This window comes from Streptomyces anulatus (assembly GCF_014650675.1).
GTDB classification, from domain to species: domain Bacteria; phylum Actinomycetota; class Actinomycetes; order Streptomycetales; family Streptomycetaceae; genus Streptomyces; species Streptomyces anulatus.
Genome location: NZ_BMVK01000011.1, coordinates 195,699 through 209,342, shown reverse-complemented (window position 1 = coordinate 209,342; position 13,644 = coordinate 195,699). Strand labels below are relative to the sequence as shown.

Annotated in this window: 13 protein-coding genes and 1 pseudogene; 6 read left to right on the top strand and 8 right to left on the bottom strand. The window is 73.0% G+C overall.

Annotated features, from left to right (window positions below):
• Positions 1 to 200: 200 nt before the first annotated feature.
• Positions 201 to 680 (bottom strand): hypothetical protein, encoded by a 480-nt coding sequence (locus IE272_RS25870; protein WP_057664001.1) that lies wholly within the window; start codon positions 678 to 680, stop codon positions 201 to 203.
• A 267-nt stretch (positions 681 to 947) separates the two neighbouring features.
• Between IE272_RS25870 and IE272_RS25865 the strand changes: the two genes are divergently transcribed.
• Positions 948 to 1,586 carry a maleylpyruvate isomerase family mycothiol-dependent enzyme gene (locus IE272_RS25865; protein WP_229897643.1) on the top strand — a complete coding sequence of 213 codons (639 nt, stop codon included), beginning with the start codon at positions 948 to 950 and terminating at the stop codon, positions 1,584 to 1,586.
• 111 nt (positions 1,587 to 1,697) lie between these two features.
• Here IE272_RS25865 and IE272_RS25860 read toward each other — a convergent pair whose 3' ends face one another.
• Both IE272_RS25860 and IE272_RS25855 read right to left on the bottom strand, forming a co-directional pair.
• Entirely contained in the window at positions 1,698 to 2,390 is a 693-nt protein-coding gene (locus IE272_RS25860) for a fascin domain-containing protein (RefSeq protein ID WP_057663998.1), read from the bottom strand.
• A gap of 220 nt (positions 2,391 to 2,610) precedes the next feature.
• Positions 2,611 to 3,021: a MerR family transcriptional regulator gene (locus tag IE272_RS25855; protein WP_056699965.1), complete on the bottom strand. Its 411-nt coding sequence runs from the start codon at positions 3,019 to 3,021 to the stop codon at positions 2,611 to 2,613.
• 133 nt (positions 3,022 to 3,154) lie between these two features.
• Between IE272_RS25855 and IE272_RS25850 the strand changes: the two genes are divergently transcribed.
• Both IE272_RS25850 and IE272_RS25845 read left to right on the top strand, forming a co-directional pair.
• Positions 3,155 to 4,231, top strand: coding sequence for an alkene reductase (locus IE272_RS25850; RefSeq protein ID WP_268254203.1), 1,077 nt, complete (start codon positions 3,155 to 3,157; stop codon positions 4,229 to 4,231).
• Between the two features lie 128 nt (positions 4,232 to 4,359).
• Complete coding sequence (locus IE272_RS25845; protein WP_190008190.1) at positions 4,360 to 5,286, top strand: phosphatidylinositol-specific phospholipase C; 927 nt, start codon at positions 4,360 to 4,362, stop codon at positions 5,284 to 5,286.
• Positions 5,287 to 5,304: 18 nt separating this feature from the next.
• Here IE272_RS25845 and IE272_RS25840 read toward each other — a convergent pair whose 3' ends face one another.
• The 5 genes from IE272_RS25840 to IE272_RS25820 form a co-directional block, all read right to left on the bottom strand.
• Entirely contained in the window at positions 5,305 to 6,759 is a 1,455-nt protein-coding gene (locus IE272_RS25840; protein ID WP_190008188.1) for a HAMP domain-containing sensor histidine kinase, read from the bottom strand.
• Positions 6,756 to 7,490, bottom strand: coding sequence for a response regulator transcription factor (locus IE272_RS25835; protein ID WP_050356837.1), 735 nt, complete (start codon positions 7,488 to 7,490; stop codon positions 6,756 to 6,758). Before IE272_RS25835 ends, IE272_RS25840 begins: the two co-directional genes overlap by 4 nt.
• A 77-nt stretch (positions 7,491 to 7,567) precedes the next feature.
• Positions 7,568 to 8,650 carry a S1C family serine protease gene (locus IE272_RS25830; protein WP_056699956.1) on the bottom strand — a complete coding sequence of 361 codons (1,083 nt, stop codon included), beginning with the start codon at positions 8,648 to 8,650 and terminating at the stop codon, positions 7,568 to 7,570.
• 109 nt (positions 8,651 to 8,759) lie between these two features.
• Positions 8,760 to 9,800, bottom strand: coding sequence for a LacI family DNA-binding transcriptional regulator (locus IE272_RS25825; protein WP_050356835.1), 1,041 nt, complete (start codon positions 9,798 to 9,800; stop codon positions 8,760 to 8,762).
• A gap of 24 nt (positions 9,801 to 9,824) precedes the next feature.
• Positions 9,825 to 10,643 carry a response regulator transcription factor gene (locus IE272_RS25820; protein WP_050356834.1) on the bottom strand — a complete coding sequence of 273 codons (819 nt, stop codon included), beginning with the start codon at positions 10,641 to 10,643 and terminating at the stop codon, positions 9,825 to 9,827.
• A 268-nt stretch (positions 10,644 to 10,911) separates the two neighbouring features.
• Between IE272_RS25820 and IE272_RS25815 the strand changes: the two genes are divergently transcribed.
• From IE272_RS25815 to IE272_RS25805, 3 genes and pseudogenes are all read left to right on the top strand, one after another.
• Positions 10,912 to 11,829, top strand: a complete 918-nt coding sequence (locus IE272_RS25815) for an alpha/beta hydrolase (RefSeq protein WP_229897641.1) — start codon at positions 10,912 to 10,914, stop codon at positions 11,827 to 11,829.
• Between the two features lie 59 nt (positions 11,830 to 11,888).
• Positions 11,889 to 12,143 (top strand): MoaD/ThiS family protein, encoded by a 255-nt coding sequence (locus IE272_RS25810; protein ID WP_007456174.1) that lies wholly within the window; start codon positions 11,889 to 11,891, stop codon positions 12,141 to 12,143.
• Positions 12,144 to 12,153: 10 nt separating this feature from the next.
• A pseudogene (locus IE272_RS25805) lies at positions 12,154 to 13,505 on the top strand (hypothetical protein).
• Positions 13,506 to 13,644 lie beyond the last annotated feature (139 nt).

Below are 13,644 nucleotides of genomic sequence, written 5' to 3'. Positions count from 1 at the left end.
GGTCCGTCCCCTGGTCGATGACATGCCGCTCCCCCTGTTTCCTTCCACGCCGCCGACCGGTCCGGCCCGCTGGGAGAGGGCTTTCCCTCCGACGGCCACCCCGACGCCTGCGCCCGGGCCCGGGAGGCCCGTTGGCCGGAAGCGGCCCGGCGCGTGGTGTGCGCACACCACGCGCCGGGCCGTCTTCGTACCGCGCGGGCTCAGTGCCGGTTCGCCGCCAGGGAACCGCAGTTGGTGCCGTTCTTGCCCGCCACCTCACCGGAGATCTCGCCGCGCCACGTCACGCACAGACCGCGTGCGTCGAGATAGACCGGTCCGGCGTACGTCGTGTAGTACCCCGTGTCCGTGACGGTCGTGGTGGGAGAGGCGAACCCGAGCGAGGCCGTCATGTGCACGGCCTTCCCGGGGGCGGTGCGGACGGTCACCACACAGTTCTTGCCGGTGGCGGAGTTGTAGGTGAGGAAAACCGTGCCCTTGGTGCCGATCTGCGCGGAGTTCACCACGGAGTAGCCGCCTCCGCAGGCGCCGTTGTACTTCGCGGCCGCGGCGGCCTTCGGCGCCGCGCCGGCCCGCTGGGCCGCCGGCTCCGCCGCGGCGGCGGCCGGGGCGAGGGCGATCGCGGCGCAGGCGGTGGCGGTGACGGCGGCGCCGATGGCTGATGCGCGTCGGATGATGGTCATGTCGTTCCCCGGTTTCTCGAACGGTCATGGCGGGACGCCCGGTCCGGCGCCCGGATCCCCACCCCTCGAAGTGGCGTGGGTCACGTCCAGTTGGATAGGCCGTGACGCGGTGGAGTTGTGCTGTCGGCGCGCTGTTACGAAGTCATGACACAGTTGGACAAGATCACCTTTCTTGATCCATTTCCGGTGGGCGGGGACGCGATGAGTTTCGGCTGCGCCCGAGGTCTCATACGGCAGACGTGGTCACCGGTTCGAGTGGAGGCAGCCGTGGAGAGCGACGCGAAGCGCGGGGTCTGGCGGATGGTGCACGCCGAGCGTGCGGCCCTGGCCGACGACCTCGCGCGGCTGGACGCCGGGCAGTGGGATGCGCCGTCGCTCTGCGAGGGGTGGACGGTGCGCGATGTGGCCGCCCATCTGGTGGACACGGCCCGTACGACGCGCATCGGCTTCGTGGCCGGCCTCGTGCGGGCCCGGTTCGACTTCGACCGCCAGAACGCGCGCGGCGTGGAGCGCGAGCGCGGAGCCTCGCCGCAGGAGACGCTGGAGCGGCTGCGGCGGGTGGCGTCGCGGACGACGACCCCTCCGGCCCCGCTCGACACCCGGCTGGTCGAGGAGGTCGTCCACGGCGAGGACATCCGTCGGGCGGTGGGCCTGGTGCGCTCCTATCCGCAGGAGGCCGTGGTCCGGGCGCTGCGCCTGCAGGCGCGTACCCCGGCGTCCTTCGGCGGGGCGAAGGGGCTGGTGGCCCGCGTCCGGCTGACGGCCACGGACGCCGACCTGTCGATCGGTGAGGGCCCGGACGTGACGGGTCCCGCGCTGTCCCTGCTCCTGGTGGTGTCCGGGCGGCGGGCGGCCCTCGACGAGCTGGACGGGCCGGGGCTCTCCGTGTTCGCTGCGGCCTCCTGAGGGCGAGCGGGCGGGCGCGGCGTGCCCCCTCGTGGCGCGGCCCGGGACGCACGCCGCGACCCGGCCCGTCCGGCCGGGTGCCGGAAGAGGCCGGGTCGCGGGCGGGCGGGGTCAGCCGACGATGGTGTACAGGTCGAACTGCTCCCAGGAGCCGGTGACGTCGGCGGAGCGGGCGCGCAGCGTGTACTGGAGCGAACCCGTGTAGCTGTTCTCCATCGCGACGAAGAGGTTGTTCAGGGTGGAGCGGAGCGCGTAGAGGTTCAGGTCCTCGTTGTGGTAGATCTCGAACCGCTCCCAGCCGCCCGCGGTCGTCGAACGGGCCCGCAGCGTGTTCTGCGCCTGGCCGGTGAAGTTCTTTTCCACCGCCACATAGCGGTTGTTCGCGAGGGACTTGATGGCGAAGGTCTGGTCGGCCTCGTCCCACTCGAACGCGAAGCTCTCCCACGCACCGGTGACCGCGGTGGAACGAGCGCGCAGCGCACCGGTGTTGGGGGCCGCGTAATTCACCTCGGTGGCCGTGAACCTCCCGTTGCGCATCGACTTGATGGCCAGAGGCCCGGACTCGTCGGCCGGGGCGGAGGCGCTTCCGCCGGAGCCGGACAGGGGCTGCTGTCTGCCGGGCGCGGACGGGGACTGCTGTCTGCCGGACGCGCCGGTGATCTGTGTCAGGTCGGCTCCGGCCACCCTCTCCCAGCCTGCGGGAACGCCGGCCGGGCGGTCGTTGTGCGGGGCGGCTCCGGCCGAGGGGGCGGCCAGGGCGGAGGCGGTCAGCAGGGCGCTCAGGGAAAGGAGGGCGGAGGTCATGCGGCGCACAGGTTTTCCTCGCTTTTCATGCAACGGATTCCACCCTCCGAAACATTCGGAGGATGGAGAGAAAAGGGGTCCGGTCGTCGCCGATCCGCGCGCCGGGAACCCCGAATTGGCCTCAGCGTAAGGGCAGTTCGAGATCTCCGGCAAAGGTTTTCCGAGCGCCTGAGGAATTCCGGAAAAGGTCGCGTCGAATATGTTCTTCCGCTGTTTTCCGTTAAGCGGGACGACCCGCTTCGTCCATGTCGCGGCCACTTCGCTCACCCGGGCGCAGCGTGTTGCGGTGGGCCCGGTTGACGGCCATCAGGGCGTCCAGGGCGTCCCGGGTGGAGCGGAGGTCGTCGATGTGCGCGGAGAGCCGCTCCCGCTCCTGCTCCATCCGCTCCATCGCCGCGTCGGAGGTCTCCTCGCTGGGCGCGTCGACGCAGGGCAGCAGCTCCGTGATGGTGCGGCTGGACAGGCCGGCGGCGTAGAGCCGCTGGATGAAGTGGACCCGCTCGACCTCGGCGTGCGTGTAGTGCCGCTGGCCGCTCGGGCTGCGGCTGCTCGTCAGGAGCCGCTGCTCCTCGTAGTAGCGCAGGGACCGGACGCTGGCCCCCGTGACGGCCGCGAGCTCTCCGATGCGCATGCGCGTCCCTCCTGCTCCTCGCCGACGGGATCTCCGTACGGGCTTGCCCCTCACATTGATGTCAGGTTTTAGCGTAGCGCCGTACCCGGTTCACGGGTGCTACGGAGCTGATGGAGCCATGGAGATTCGCGCTGTGAACCAGAGTCTTTTCGATAGCTACCACCTCGGTGACCTGCGGCTGCCCAACCGGGTGGTGATGGCGCCGATGAGCCGCGTCCGGGCGGCCGCCGGAGGGCTGGCGACACCGTCGATGGCCACGTACTACGCGCAGCGGGCGTCCGCCGGGCTCATCGTGAGCGAGGGGGTGCAGCCGAGCCTGGTCGGGCAGTCCAACCCCGGTACGCCCGGGCTCCACACCGACGAGCAGGTCGCCTCGTGGCGGCCGGTGACCGCCGCGGTGCACGCCAACGGCGGCCGGATCTTCGCCCAGATCATGCACGGCGGCCGGGTCTCGCACCCGGACACCACCGGACTGCGGCCGGTCGGGCCCTCCGCCGTCGCGGCGGTCGGCGAGGTGTTCACCCCGACGGGCCCGCAGCCCGCGCCGGTGCCGCGCGCCCTGGAGACGGCGGAGGTGCCCGAGCACGCCGAGTCCTACGCGTCGGCCGCCCGCCGGGCCGTCGACGCCGGGTTCGACGGCGTCGAACTCCACGGCGCCAACGGCTACTTGATCTCCCAGTTCCTCTCCTCGAACGCCAACCTCCGCACCGACCGCTACGGCGGGTCCCTCGCCGGCCGGGTGCGGTTCGCCGTTGACGCGATGGAGGCGACCGTCGACGCCGTGGGCGCGGCCAGGACCGGCATCCGGCTCTCGCCGGGCGGGACGTTCTGGGGCGTCGAGGAGCGGGACGTCCCCGATCTCTACGCCCTGCTGCTGGGGGAGCTGGCGCGTCTGGAACCGGCCTACGTGCACCTGGAGGCGACGGTCGACGACGACGTGCTGGTCGCCCTGCGCCGTGCCTGGCCCGGCACTCTGATCATGAACCCGGTGCTGCCGATGGGGGCCGAGCGCGCCGGACGTCCGGACGCGGACCGCTGGCTCGGGCTGGGAGCCGATCTCATCAGCTTCGGCCGGGCCTTCATCGCCAACCCGGACCTGGTCGAGCGGATGCGCGCCGGGCTGCCGATCGCTCCGGAGGACCCGGCGACGTACTTCCAGGGGGGCGACACGGGGTACGTCACCTATCCCTCGTACCAGCACGCGGGCTGAGCCGGGATCGGGGCCGGGGCGTGTCCGGCGGCGCCCGCCCTCTTCCAGAGGTGACGTGTGCCCGTCAGAATCCAAGGGCCCAGGGGGTTCGGCACCCCCTCCCCCCACGGCCCTCGGAGGCACCCCGCATGTCCAGCACCAGCCCCGCGCGCACGCCCGAGTCCCTGTCCCGGCCCTCCCGCAGGGGCTTCCTGGCCGGCGCCCTCGCCGTCTCCGCCACCGCGATCGTCGGCGCGGCGCCCGCCGTGGCCGCCACGCGGGAGGCGGTCCGCGGAACCCAGGACTGGATGGCCGCCCTGCCCGACGGCACCGCGCTCCGGCGGCTCACGATCCCGGGCACGCACGACTCGGGGGCCCGGTTCGGCGGACCCTGGTCGGAGTGCCAGAACACCACGATCGCCCAGCAGCTGGAGAGCGGCATCCGCTTCCTCGACGTACGGTGCCGGATCACCGACGGCTCGTTCGCGATCCACCACGGGGCCTCGTTCCAGAACCTGATGTTCGGCGACGTCCTCGTCGCCTGCCGGGACTTCCTGGCCGCGCGGCCGACCGAGACCGTGCTGATGCGGGTCAAGCAGGAGTACTCCGAGGAGAGCGACGCCGCGTTCCGGGCGGTCTTCGACGACTACCTGGACAGGAGGGGCTGGCGGTCCCTGTTCCGCCTCGACCCCACCCTGCCCGACCTCGGCGGGGCCCGGGGCAAGGTGGTGCTGCTCGCGGACAACGGGGGGCTGCCCGGGGTGCGGTACGGGGACCGGGCCCTCTTCGACATCCAGGACGACTACATGGCGGAGCCGTTCGCCAAGTACCCGAAGATCGAGGCCCAGTTCCGCAAGGCGGCCCAGCAGCCGGGCATGTTCTTCATGAACTACGTCTCCACCGCCGCCCTGATGCCGCCCCGCTGGAACGCCGACCGCCTCAACCCGCAGGTGCACTCCTTCCTCGACCGCGCGGAGACCGCCGGGTGGATGGGGCTCGGCATCGTCCCGCTGGACTACCCGAACCAGCGGTCCGGCCTGGTGGAGTCGCTGATCCGGCACAACCCGACGGGGTGAGGAGCGACCGCCCCCGCCTCACATTCCCGGCGGTGGCGTCGGCGCCCCCGGCAGCGTGAGCGTCGCCACGGTGCCGGGGCCGTCGTCCGGGGCCGGGCGCAGGGCGATCGAGCCGCCCGACTGGTGCACCGTACGGGCCACGATGGACAGGCCCAGGCCCGAGCCGGGGAGCCGGCGGGCGGTGGGGGAGCGCCAGAAGCGTTCGAAGACGTGCGGGAGATCCTCGGCGGGGATGCCGGGGCCCCGGTCCCGGACCGTCAGCTCGCCCCGGTGCAGCCGTACGTCGACCGTGCCGCCCGGCGGGCTGAACTTCACCGCGTTGTCCAGGACGTTGACGATCGCCCGCTCCAGGGCGGCCGGTTCCGCGCGTACGTACCAGGGGGCCAGGTCCTCCGTGATCGTCAGCTCGGGGCCGCGCAGGCGGGCGCGGCGCAGGGCGGTGCGGGTGATCTCGTGCAGGGACACCACCTGGAGCGGTCCCGGCTCGGCCGCGTCGGGGCGGGCCAGCTCCTGGAGGTCGCCGATCAGCGCGGCCAGCTCCGTCATCTGGGCCTTCACCGAGGCCATCAGCGCCTTGCGGTCCTCCGGCGGGATCATCCGGCCCGTCTCGTCGCTGCGGGCCAGCAGCTCCACGTTCGTCCGGAGCGAGGTCAGCGGGGTCCGCAGCTCGTGGCCCGCGTCCGCGATCAACTGCGCCTGGCGGTCCCGGGAGGAGGCGAGCTGGGCCGTCATCGAGTTGAACGAGCTGGAGAGCCGGGCGATCTCGTCCTCGCCGTCCACCGGGATGCGTACGGTCAGGTCCTCGGTGCGGGCCACGTGCTCGACGGCCTCGGTGAGTTCGTCGACCGGCCGGAGACCGGCGCGCGCGATCCACAGCCCGGCCGCGCCCGCGCCGAGGACGCCGATGCCGGAGACGATGAGCAGGACCCAGGCGAGCTGGGTCAGCGGGTCGGTGACCTGCTTCATGGAGACGGCGACGGAGACGGCGACGCCGGGGCGGCCCTGGCCCGCGGGCGAGGTATGGACGCGCATCTGCGTGCCGTCCTCGGCCGTCGTGGTGTGCGTGGTGTCGTCGCGCAGCCCGGCGGCGACGGCCCGGTCGACCGGCTCGATCGGGATGGCGGACCTGCCGGGCACCGTGCACGGCTTCTCGCCCACGGCCGGCACCAGTTGGATCGTGTACGGGCCGGTCACGACCTGGAGCTCAGCGGGCAGCCCCCTCGTGCAGGACGTCGCCAGCAGCCCGATCGCGTCCGGGTCCAGCCTGACCTGGGACAGCGTCGTGTCGAGCTGCTCGGTCAGCCGGTCCCGGGTGGTCAGCCAGCAGGCGGCGGCCACCGCGGCGACCGCCACCGCGACCGCCGTCGCGACCAGCATCGCCAGCCGGGAGCGCAGCGGCAGCGCCCGGAAGCGCCGCACGAACCGGTTCGCGGCGGGCCCGGCCTCGCCCGCGGGGGGCCGCGCCGTGCTCACGCCTCCCCGCTCCCGCCCGCACGCAGCGCGTAGCCCACCCCGCGCACGGTGTGGACGAGGCGCGGCTCGCCGCCCGCCTCCGTCTTGCGGCGCAGATACATCACGTACACGTCCAGGGAGTTGGAGCTCGGCTCGAAGTCGAAGCCCCAGACGGCCTTGAGGATCTGCTCCCGGGTCAGCACCTGGCGCGGGTGGGACAGGAACATCTCCAGCAGGGTGAACTCGGTGCGGGTCAGCTCGACCCGCCGCTCGCCCCGGGTGACCTCGCGGGTCGACAGGTCCATCCGCAGGTCGGCGAAGGAGAGCACGTCGTCGTCGGGGATGTCCGTGCCCGCCGCAGACGCGTAGGAGCTGCGCCGCAGCAGGGCCCGGATACGGGCGAACAGCTCGTCCAGCTCGAACGGCTTGACCAGGTAGTCGTCCGCCCCGGCGTCGAGGCCGGTGACCCGGTCCCCGACGGTGTCGCGGGCGGTGAGCATGAGGATGGGCGTGGTCGAGCCGGTGGCCCGGATGCGGCGGGCCGCGGTGAGGCCGTCCATCCGGGGCATCTGGATGTCCAGGACGATGAGGTCGGGGGCGTAGGCCTCGGCCATCGCCAGGGCGTCGTACCCGTCGACCGCGACCTGTGTCCCGTATCCCTCGAAGGCGAGGCTGCGCTGCAGCGCCTCGCGCACGGCCGGCTCGTCGTCGACGATCAGGATGCGCTGGGGATCGTCTTCGGCGGGGCTCATCGCTACTGGTCCTCTTCTCGTGTCGACCCGGTCTGCGGGGGTGTCTCAGCCTTGCACGGCCGGGGCGCCGCGCGGGATCAGGAGCCGTCGCCCGCGCGCAGGGTGTCCAGGTCGGCCTTGAGGGTGTTCACCGGGATCGCGAAGCCGAGGCCCACGCTGCCCGCCGCGGAACCGCTGCCCGATGCCGAGGAACTGGGCGCGTACATCGCCGAGTTGATGCCGATGATCTCGCCGTCCATGTTGATCAGCGCACCGCCGGAGTTGCCGGGGTTGAGCGACGCGTCGGTCTGGAGCGCCTTGTAGGTGGTCGTCTCCTCGCCCGTGTCGCCGTTGAACTGCTGCCCCCCGAACTCGAACGGCCACTGACCGCTCCCGCCCTGCCCGCCCTGGCCCTGACCCTGGCCCGAGCTGCCGGAGTCGTCCTTGGCGACCGTGACGTCCCGGTCGAGCGCGGAGACGATGCCGCTGGTGACGGTGCCGGTCAGGCCCTCCGGCGAGCCGATGGCCACGACCTGGTCGCCGACCTTGACCTGCGAGGAGTCGCCGAGCGTGGCCGTCTTCAGGCCGCTCGCGTTCCGGAGCTTGATGAGTGCGAGGTCCTTGTCGGGGTCGGTGCCCACGACGTCGGCCGTGTAGGTCCTGCCGGTCGAGAGGGTGACCTGGATCTGCTGCGCGCCCGAGATGACGTGGTTGTTGGTGACGATCTCGCCGTCCCCGGTGATCACCACCCCCGACCCGGTGGACTTGCCTGCCGAGGAGGCCGCGCCGATCTCCACGATCGCGGGCGAGACCGCCTCCGCGACACCCGAGACGGTGCCCTTGCTGCTCTGCGAGACGGTGGTGCCGTTGACCGCGCCGCCCGATCCGGTGGTTTCGGAGCCCCCGCCGTTCAGCTGCCCGACGAGGGTGGCGGTGCCGCCGCCGATCACGCCCGCGGCGAGCGCCACCGCCGCCAGCAGCGCGACCGGCCGCTTCGCCCGGCGCCGGCTGGTGGGGGCGTACGGGGGCGGCGGCGGGTAGCCACCTTCCGTACCGGCGTACGCGGTGCCGTCGTACGCCGTGCCGGTGTGCGCCGTGCCGTCGTACGCGTACGGGGAGGCGTACGGGTTCGGGTCCTGGTCCGTCGAGTGCGCGCCGCTCGGGCGAAGGTTCTCCGTCATGTGCACCAGGCTGGTCAGCGAAGATGAGAAGGGCCTGAGTACGTCCTGAGAAGCCCGGAAGAACCGCGTATGCCCGCTGTAAAGGGCCGCGGATCCGCCGGGCGGACGATCACGCCGACGGGGGCGGTTCCCCGCAGCCGCACGAGCGTCGCACCACCAGCGCGGAGGGGAACTGCTTCAGCCGCTCGCGCCGCGACCCCGAGACCCGGAGCGAGTCGTCCAGCACCAGGTCCACCGCCGCCCGCGCCATCGCCGGGCGGTCGGAGTGGACCGTGGTCAGCGGCGGATCGGTGAGGCCGGCTTCCTTCACGTCGTCGAAACCCGCCACCGCCAGCTCGCCCGGCACGTCGATGCGCAGCTCACGGGCGGCCCGCAGCACGCCGAAGGCCTGGTCGTCCGTGGCGCAGAAGATCGCCGGGGGCCGGTCCGGGCCCGCCAGCAGCCCGAGGGCCACCTGGTAGGCGTCGTAGCGGTTGTACGGGGCCTGGAAGAGCCGGCCCTCGGTGGACCGGCCCGACTCGTGCATGGCCCGTCGCCAGCCCTCGACGTGGTCGGCGACCGGGTCGCCGACCGCCGGGGTCTCCTCCGTGCCGCCGAGGCAGGCCACGTACGCGTTGCCGTGCTCCAGCAGATGCCGGGTGGCGAGCTGGGCGCCGCCCACGTCGTCGGTGACGACGGCGACGTCGTCGATCGCCTCGGGGCGCTCGTGCAGCAGGACGACCCGGGCGTCCCAGGCCTCGATCTCGGCGGCGGCGCGCTCGCTGGGGCCCTGGCTGACCAGGATCAGCCCGGAGACGCGCATACCGAGGAAGGCCCGCAGATAGTGGACCTCGCGCTCGTCGCGGTAGTCGGAGTTGCCGACGAGCACCATTTTCCCGCGCTCGGCGGCGGCCTGTTCGACCGCGTGCGCCATCTCCGCGAAGAACGGCTGCCGGGCGTCCGGCACGATCATGCCTATCAGGTCCGTGCGGCGCGAGGCCATGGCCTGGGCGACCCGGTCGGGCCGGTACCCCAACTGCTTGATCGCGGCGAGCACCCGCTCGCGGGTGGCCGGGGCGACCGGCCGGGGTCCGTTGTTGATGACGTAGCTGACGACCGCGGTCGACGTCCCCGCCAGTCTCGCCACATCGTCCCGCGTCACCTTGGCCACGCGCCGCAGTCTACGCGGATGGACCTACCTCTTGGCAGCCTCTACCGGGGCTTCTTCCGTCACCTCGGCGGCCGGGGACTGCTCCGAACGGGCGACGGCGTCCGTTTCCCTCGACCGGCGCTCCCGCTGGGCGGCGGCCCGGTCCTTCGCCTCCTCCGCCGCGCGCTCGACCTTCTCCGGCGTGACGAAGCGGTAGCCGACGTTGCGCACGGTGCCGATCAGCGACTCGTGCTCGGGGCCGAGCTTGGCGCGCAGCCGCCGCACATGGACGTCGACCGTCCGCGTACCGCCGAAGTAGTCGTAGCCCCAGACCTCCTGGAGGAGCTGGGCGCGGGTGAATACCCGGCCCGGGTGCTGGGCGAGGTATTTCAGCAGTTCGAATTCCTTGAAGGTCAGGTCCAGGACCCGGCCCTTGAGTTTCGCGCTGTACGTCGCCTCGTCGACGGAGAGATCACCGTTGCGGATCTCCATCGGGGAGTCGTCGGAGGTGATCTGCTGGCGGCCCATGGCGAGGCGCAGCCGGGCCTCGACCTCGGCCGGTCCCGCCGTGTCCAGCAGGACGTCGTCGACGCCCCAGTCGGCGGTGACGGCCGCGAGACCGCCCTCGGTGACGACGAGGATCAGCGGACAGCCGGGTCCCGTGGACCGCAGCAGCTGACAGAGCGAGCGGACCTGTGGAAGGTCGCGCCGCCCGTCGACGAGGATCACGTCGGCGCCCGGGGTGTCCACGAGGGCCGGGCCCTCGGCGGGGGCCACCCGCACACTGTGGAGCAGAAGCCCGAGGGCGGGGAGCACCTCCGTCGACGGCTGGAGTGCGTTCGTCAGAAGCAGCAGTGAACTCATCGCCGCCCACCTGCCTGGTTCGGTCGATCGTGTTGCACGGTTCGCTCGCCCATTACGTCGGTCCTCCTCGTTCCCTGCGAGAGGGGCACTCCCGGGTCGGACCCGGGGGAGTATGCGGCACTGCTTCGTACGTCATGCGGTTCTACGGTGCGGTCCCGCGCCCTGGGACCGCTGAGCTTGTGGAAACGTCGCCGTAACAACGCCGGTAAAGCACAAAAGGACCCGGGGGCTGCATTGCCCGGATCCTCTTCGCAGCAGAATAGCCCACATGAGTTCCGCGTCCGAGGGTCGATTCCTGAGTTCTTCTGTTCCCTTGCTCACGCCCCCTCCACGATGCGCCACCTTGCTGACCGATGACGGCGTACCGGTCGAGGCGGTGTACGAACCGTGTACGGCGGGCGTCGGGACACCGGGGGACGCGGCCGCCGAGGGGCCCGCGGCGGCCCCCGCGATCGTCGTCGCGCACGGTTTCACCGGCTCGGCCGACCGCCCCGCCGTACGGCGCGCCGCGCGGGTCTTCGCCCAGCGTGCGGCCGTGATCACGTTCTCGTTCCGGGGCCACGGACGGTCCGGCGGGCGCTCCACGGTGGGCGACCGCGAGGTGCTGGACCTGGCCGCGGCGGTGGCCTGGGCGCGGGAGCTGGGGCACTCCCGGGTGGTGACGGTCGGGTTCTCGATGGGCGGCTCGGTGGTGCTCCGGCACGGTGCTCTGTATACGGCGGAATCCGTGGCGGGCCGTACGGCCGTTCGCGTACCGGCGCGCGAGGGGCGCACAGGGAGTGTGGGGGCGCATTCGGACGCGGTGGTCTCCGTCAGTGCTCCCGCTCGCTGGTACTACCGGGGGACGGCCCCGATGCGCCGGCTGCACTGGGTGGTCACCCGCCCCTCGGGCCGCCTCGTCGGGCGCTACGGACTCCGTACCCGCATCGCCACCGAGGACTGGGACCCCGTCCCGCTCTCCCCGGTCGCCGCGGTCCCGCTCATCGCCCCGGCCCCGCTGCTGCTCGTGCACGGCGACCGGGACCCGTACTTCCCGCTGGACCACCCGAGGATGCTGGCGGAGGCGGCCGGTCCGGGCGGCGCGGAGCTGTGGCTGGAGCGGGGGATGGGCCACGCCGAGAACGCGGCGGACGACGCCCTGCTGGCCCGCATCGCCGACTGGGCGACGGCCGCACCGCCCGCGTGACCCATCATGGAGAGCTGACGCACGAGGCGTCCGACGAACCGACCCGAAGGAGTGGCGCCATGGCAGCGGGGACGATCCGCTACTGGGCTGCGGCCAAGGCCGCCGCGGGCACCGCGGAGGAACCGTACGCGGCGGCGACCCTCGCCGAGGCGCTCGACGCGGCGCGCGAGCGGCATCCCGGCGAGCTGAGCCAGGTGCTCCGGCGGTGCTCGTTCCTCATCGACGGGAACCCCGTCGGGACCCGCGGGCATGAGACCGTACGCCTTGCCGAGGGCGGCACGGTCGAGGTGCTCCCGCCGTTCGCAGGAGGGTGAACCGCAGGCCATGAGCAGCAGCGATCAGCAGTACCCGTATCCGTACGACCCCGAGCGGCAGCAGCAGCCGGCGCAGCCGCACTGGCCCGACGGGACGGCCGGGCAGTCCGCCGTGCCCCAGGAGCCCGCAGCCTTCGACCAGGGTGCGACGCAGACGTGGCAGGCGCCGACCTGGGACACGCAGTACCAGCCGACGATCCGCCCGGACGGTGAACCGCACCGGGCGCAGGGGCAGGGGTACGGGCAGCCGCAGCAGCCGGATCCGTACGGGACGCCGCAGCCGGATCCGTACGGGCAGCACCAGCAGCCCGGCCCGTACGGGACACCGGAGCCGCACCCTCCGTACCAGCAGCAGTACCAGGAACCGCAGCACCAGCCGCAGTACCAGGAACCGCAGCAGCCGTACCGGCCCCCGGCGGCCGACACCGCCTATCTGCCCCCCCAGGGGGCCTCGGGCTCGTTCCCGCTGCCGCCCGAAGTCCCGGCCGCGCCCGTCGCGCCTGTCGCGCCCGCCACACCCGTGTCCGCTGCCGGGCCCGTGACCGCGCGGCCCGAGGCCGGCGACACGGGCTACAGCGCGCCGACGACGCTGGGCAACGCCCGGATCACCGACGCGCAGCGGGCACGCGCCGAGGGGGTCGCTCGCCGATCATCGCGCCGGGGATGCAGCCTGCCGCGCTCACCGCCGTGCTCGGCCTGCTGCTCGCGGGGGGCGCGGCGATCGGGCCCTACGCCCTGCTCGTCCCGGTGGTGCTCCTCCAGGCGGTGACGGCCGCCGGATGGTTCCGGCTCAACGGCATGTGGCCCGCCCGCCAGGGCATCGCCCTCGCCTTCGCCGGGGGTCTGGTCGCCGATGTCGTCCTGCTCGCGGCGGGCCGGGAGCACGGCCCCGCCGCGCTGCTGGGCACCCTGGGCGTCTGGGTGCTGCTCACCGTGGTCCTCCAGCTCCGCAGCCACGCGGGGGCCGACGAGCGGATGTACGGCCTGATGGCCACGGTCGTCTCGGCGTCCCTCGCGGTGCTCGCGGGCGGACACCTCGCGGCGGTCCCGGACGCGGTGGTGGTCGGCGGGGTGGCCGTCGCGGCGGCCACGCTCGTCCGTGCCCTCCCGCTGCCCGGCGCGGCCTCCGTCGCGGTGGCCCTGCTCGCGGGTGTGGGAGCGGGCCTCACCGCCGGCAATGCGACCGACATCGGCGCGAAGGGCGCGCTGCTCGGTCTCGCGGCGGCCGGGTGCGCGCTCATCGGGCTGCGGGTGGCGAGCTACGACTACCCGTCCCGGTTCGTGCACATGACCGCCGGGGTGGCGCTGCCGCTGGCCGCGGCGGCCCCGGCCGTCTATCTGGTCGGCCGCGCCATCGCCTGACCGCCGTACGGGCGCGCTCGACCGCCGTACGGGCACCGCTGCTGACGGCCCCTCGGGAACCGATCGGGGGCCGTCGGTCGTCGATCATCCAGGGCGTCCCCCTCCTGCGGCAGTAGGCTCACGGGCGCCAGGGGGACCG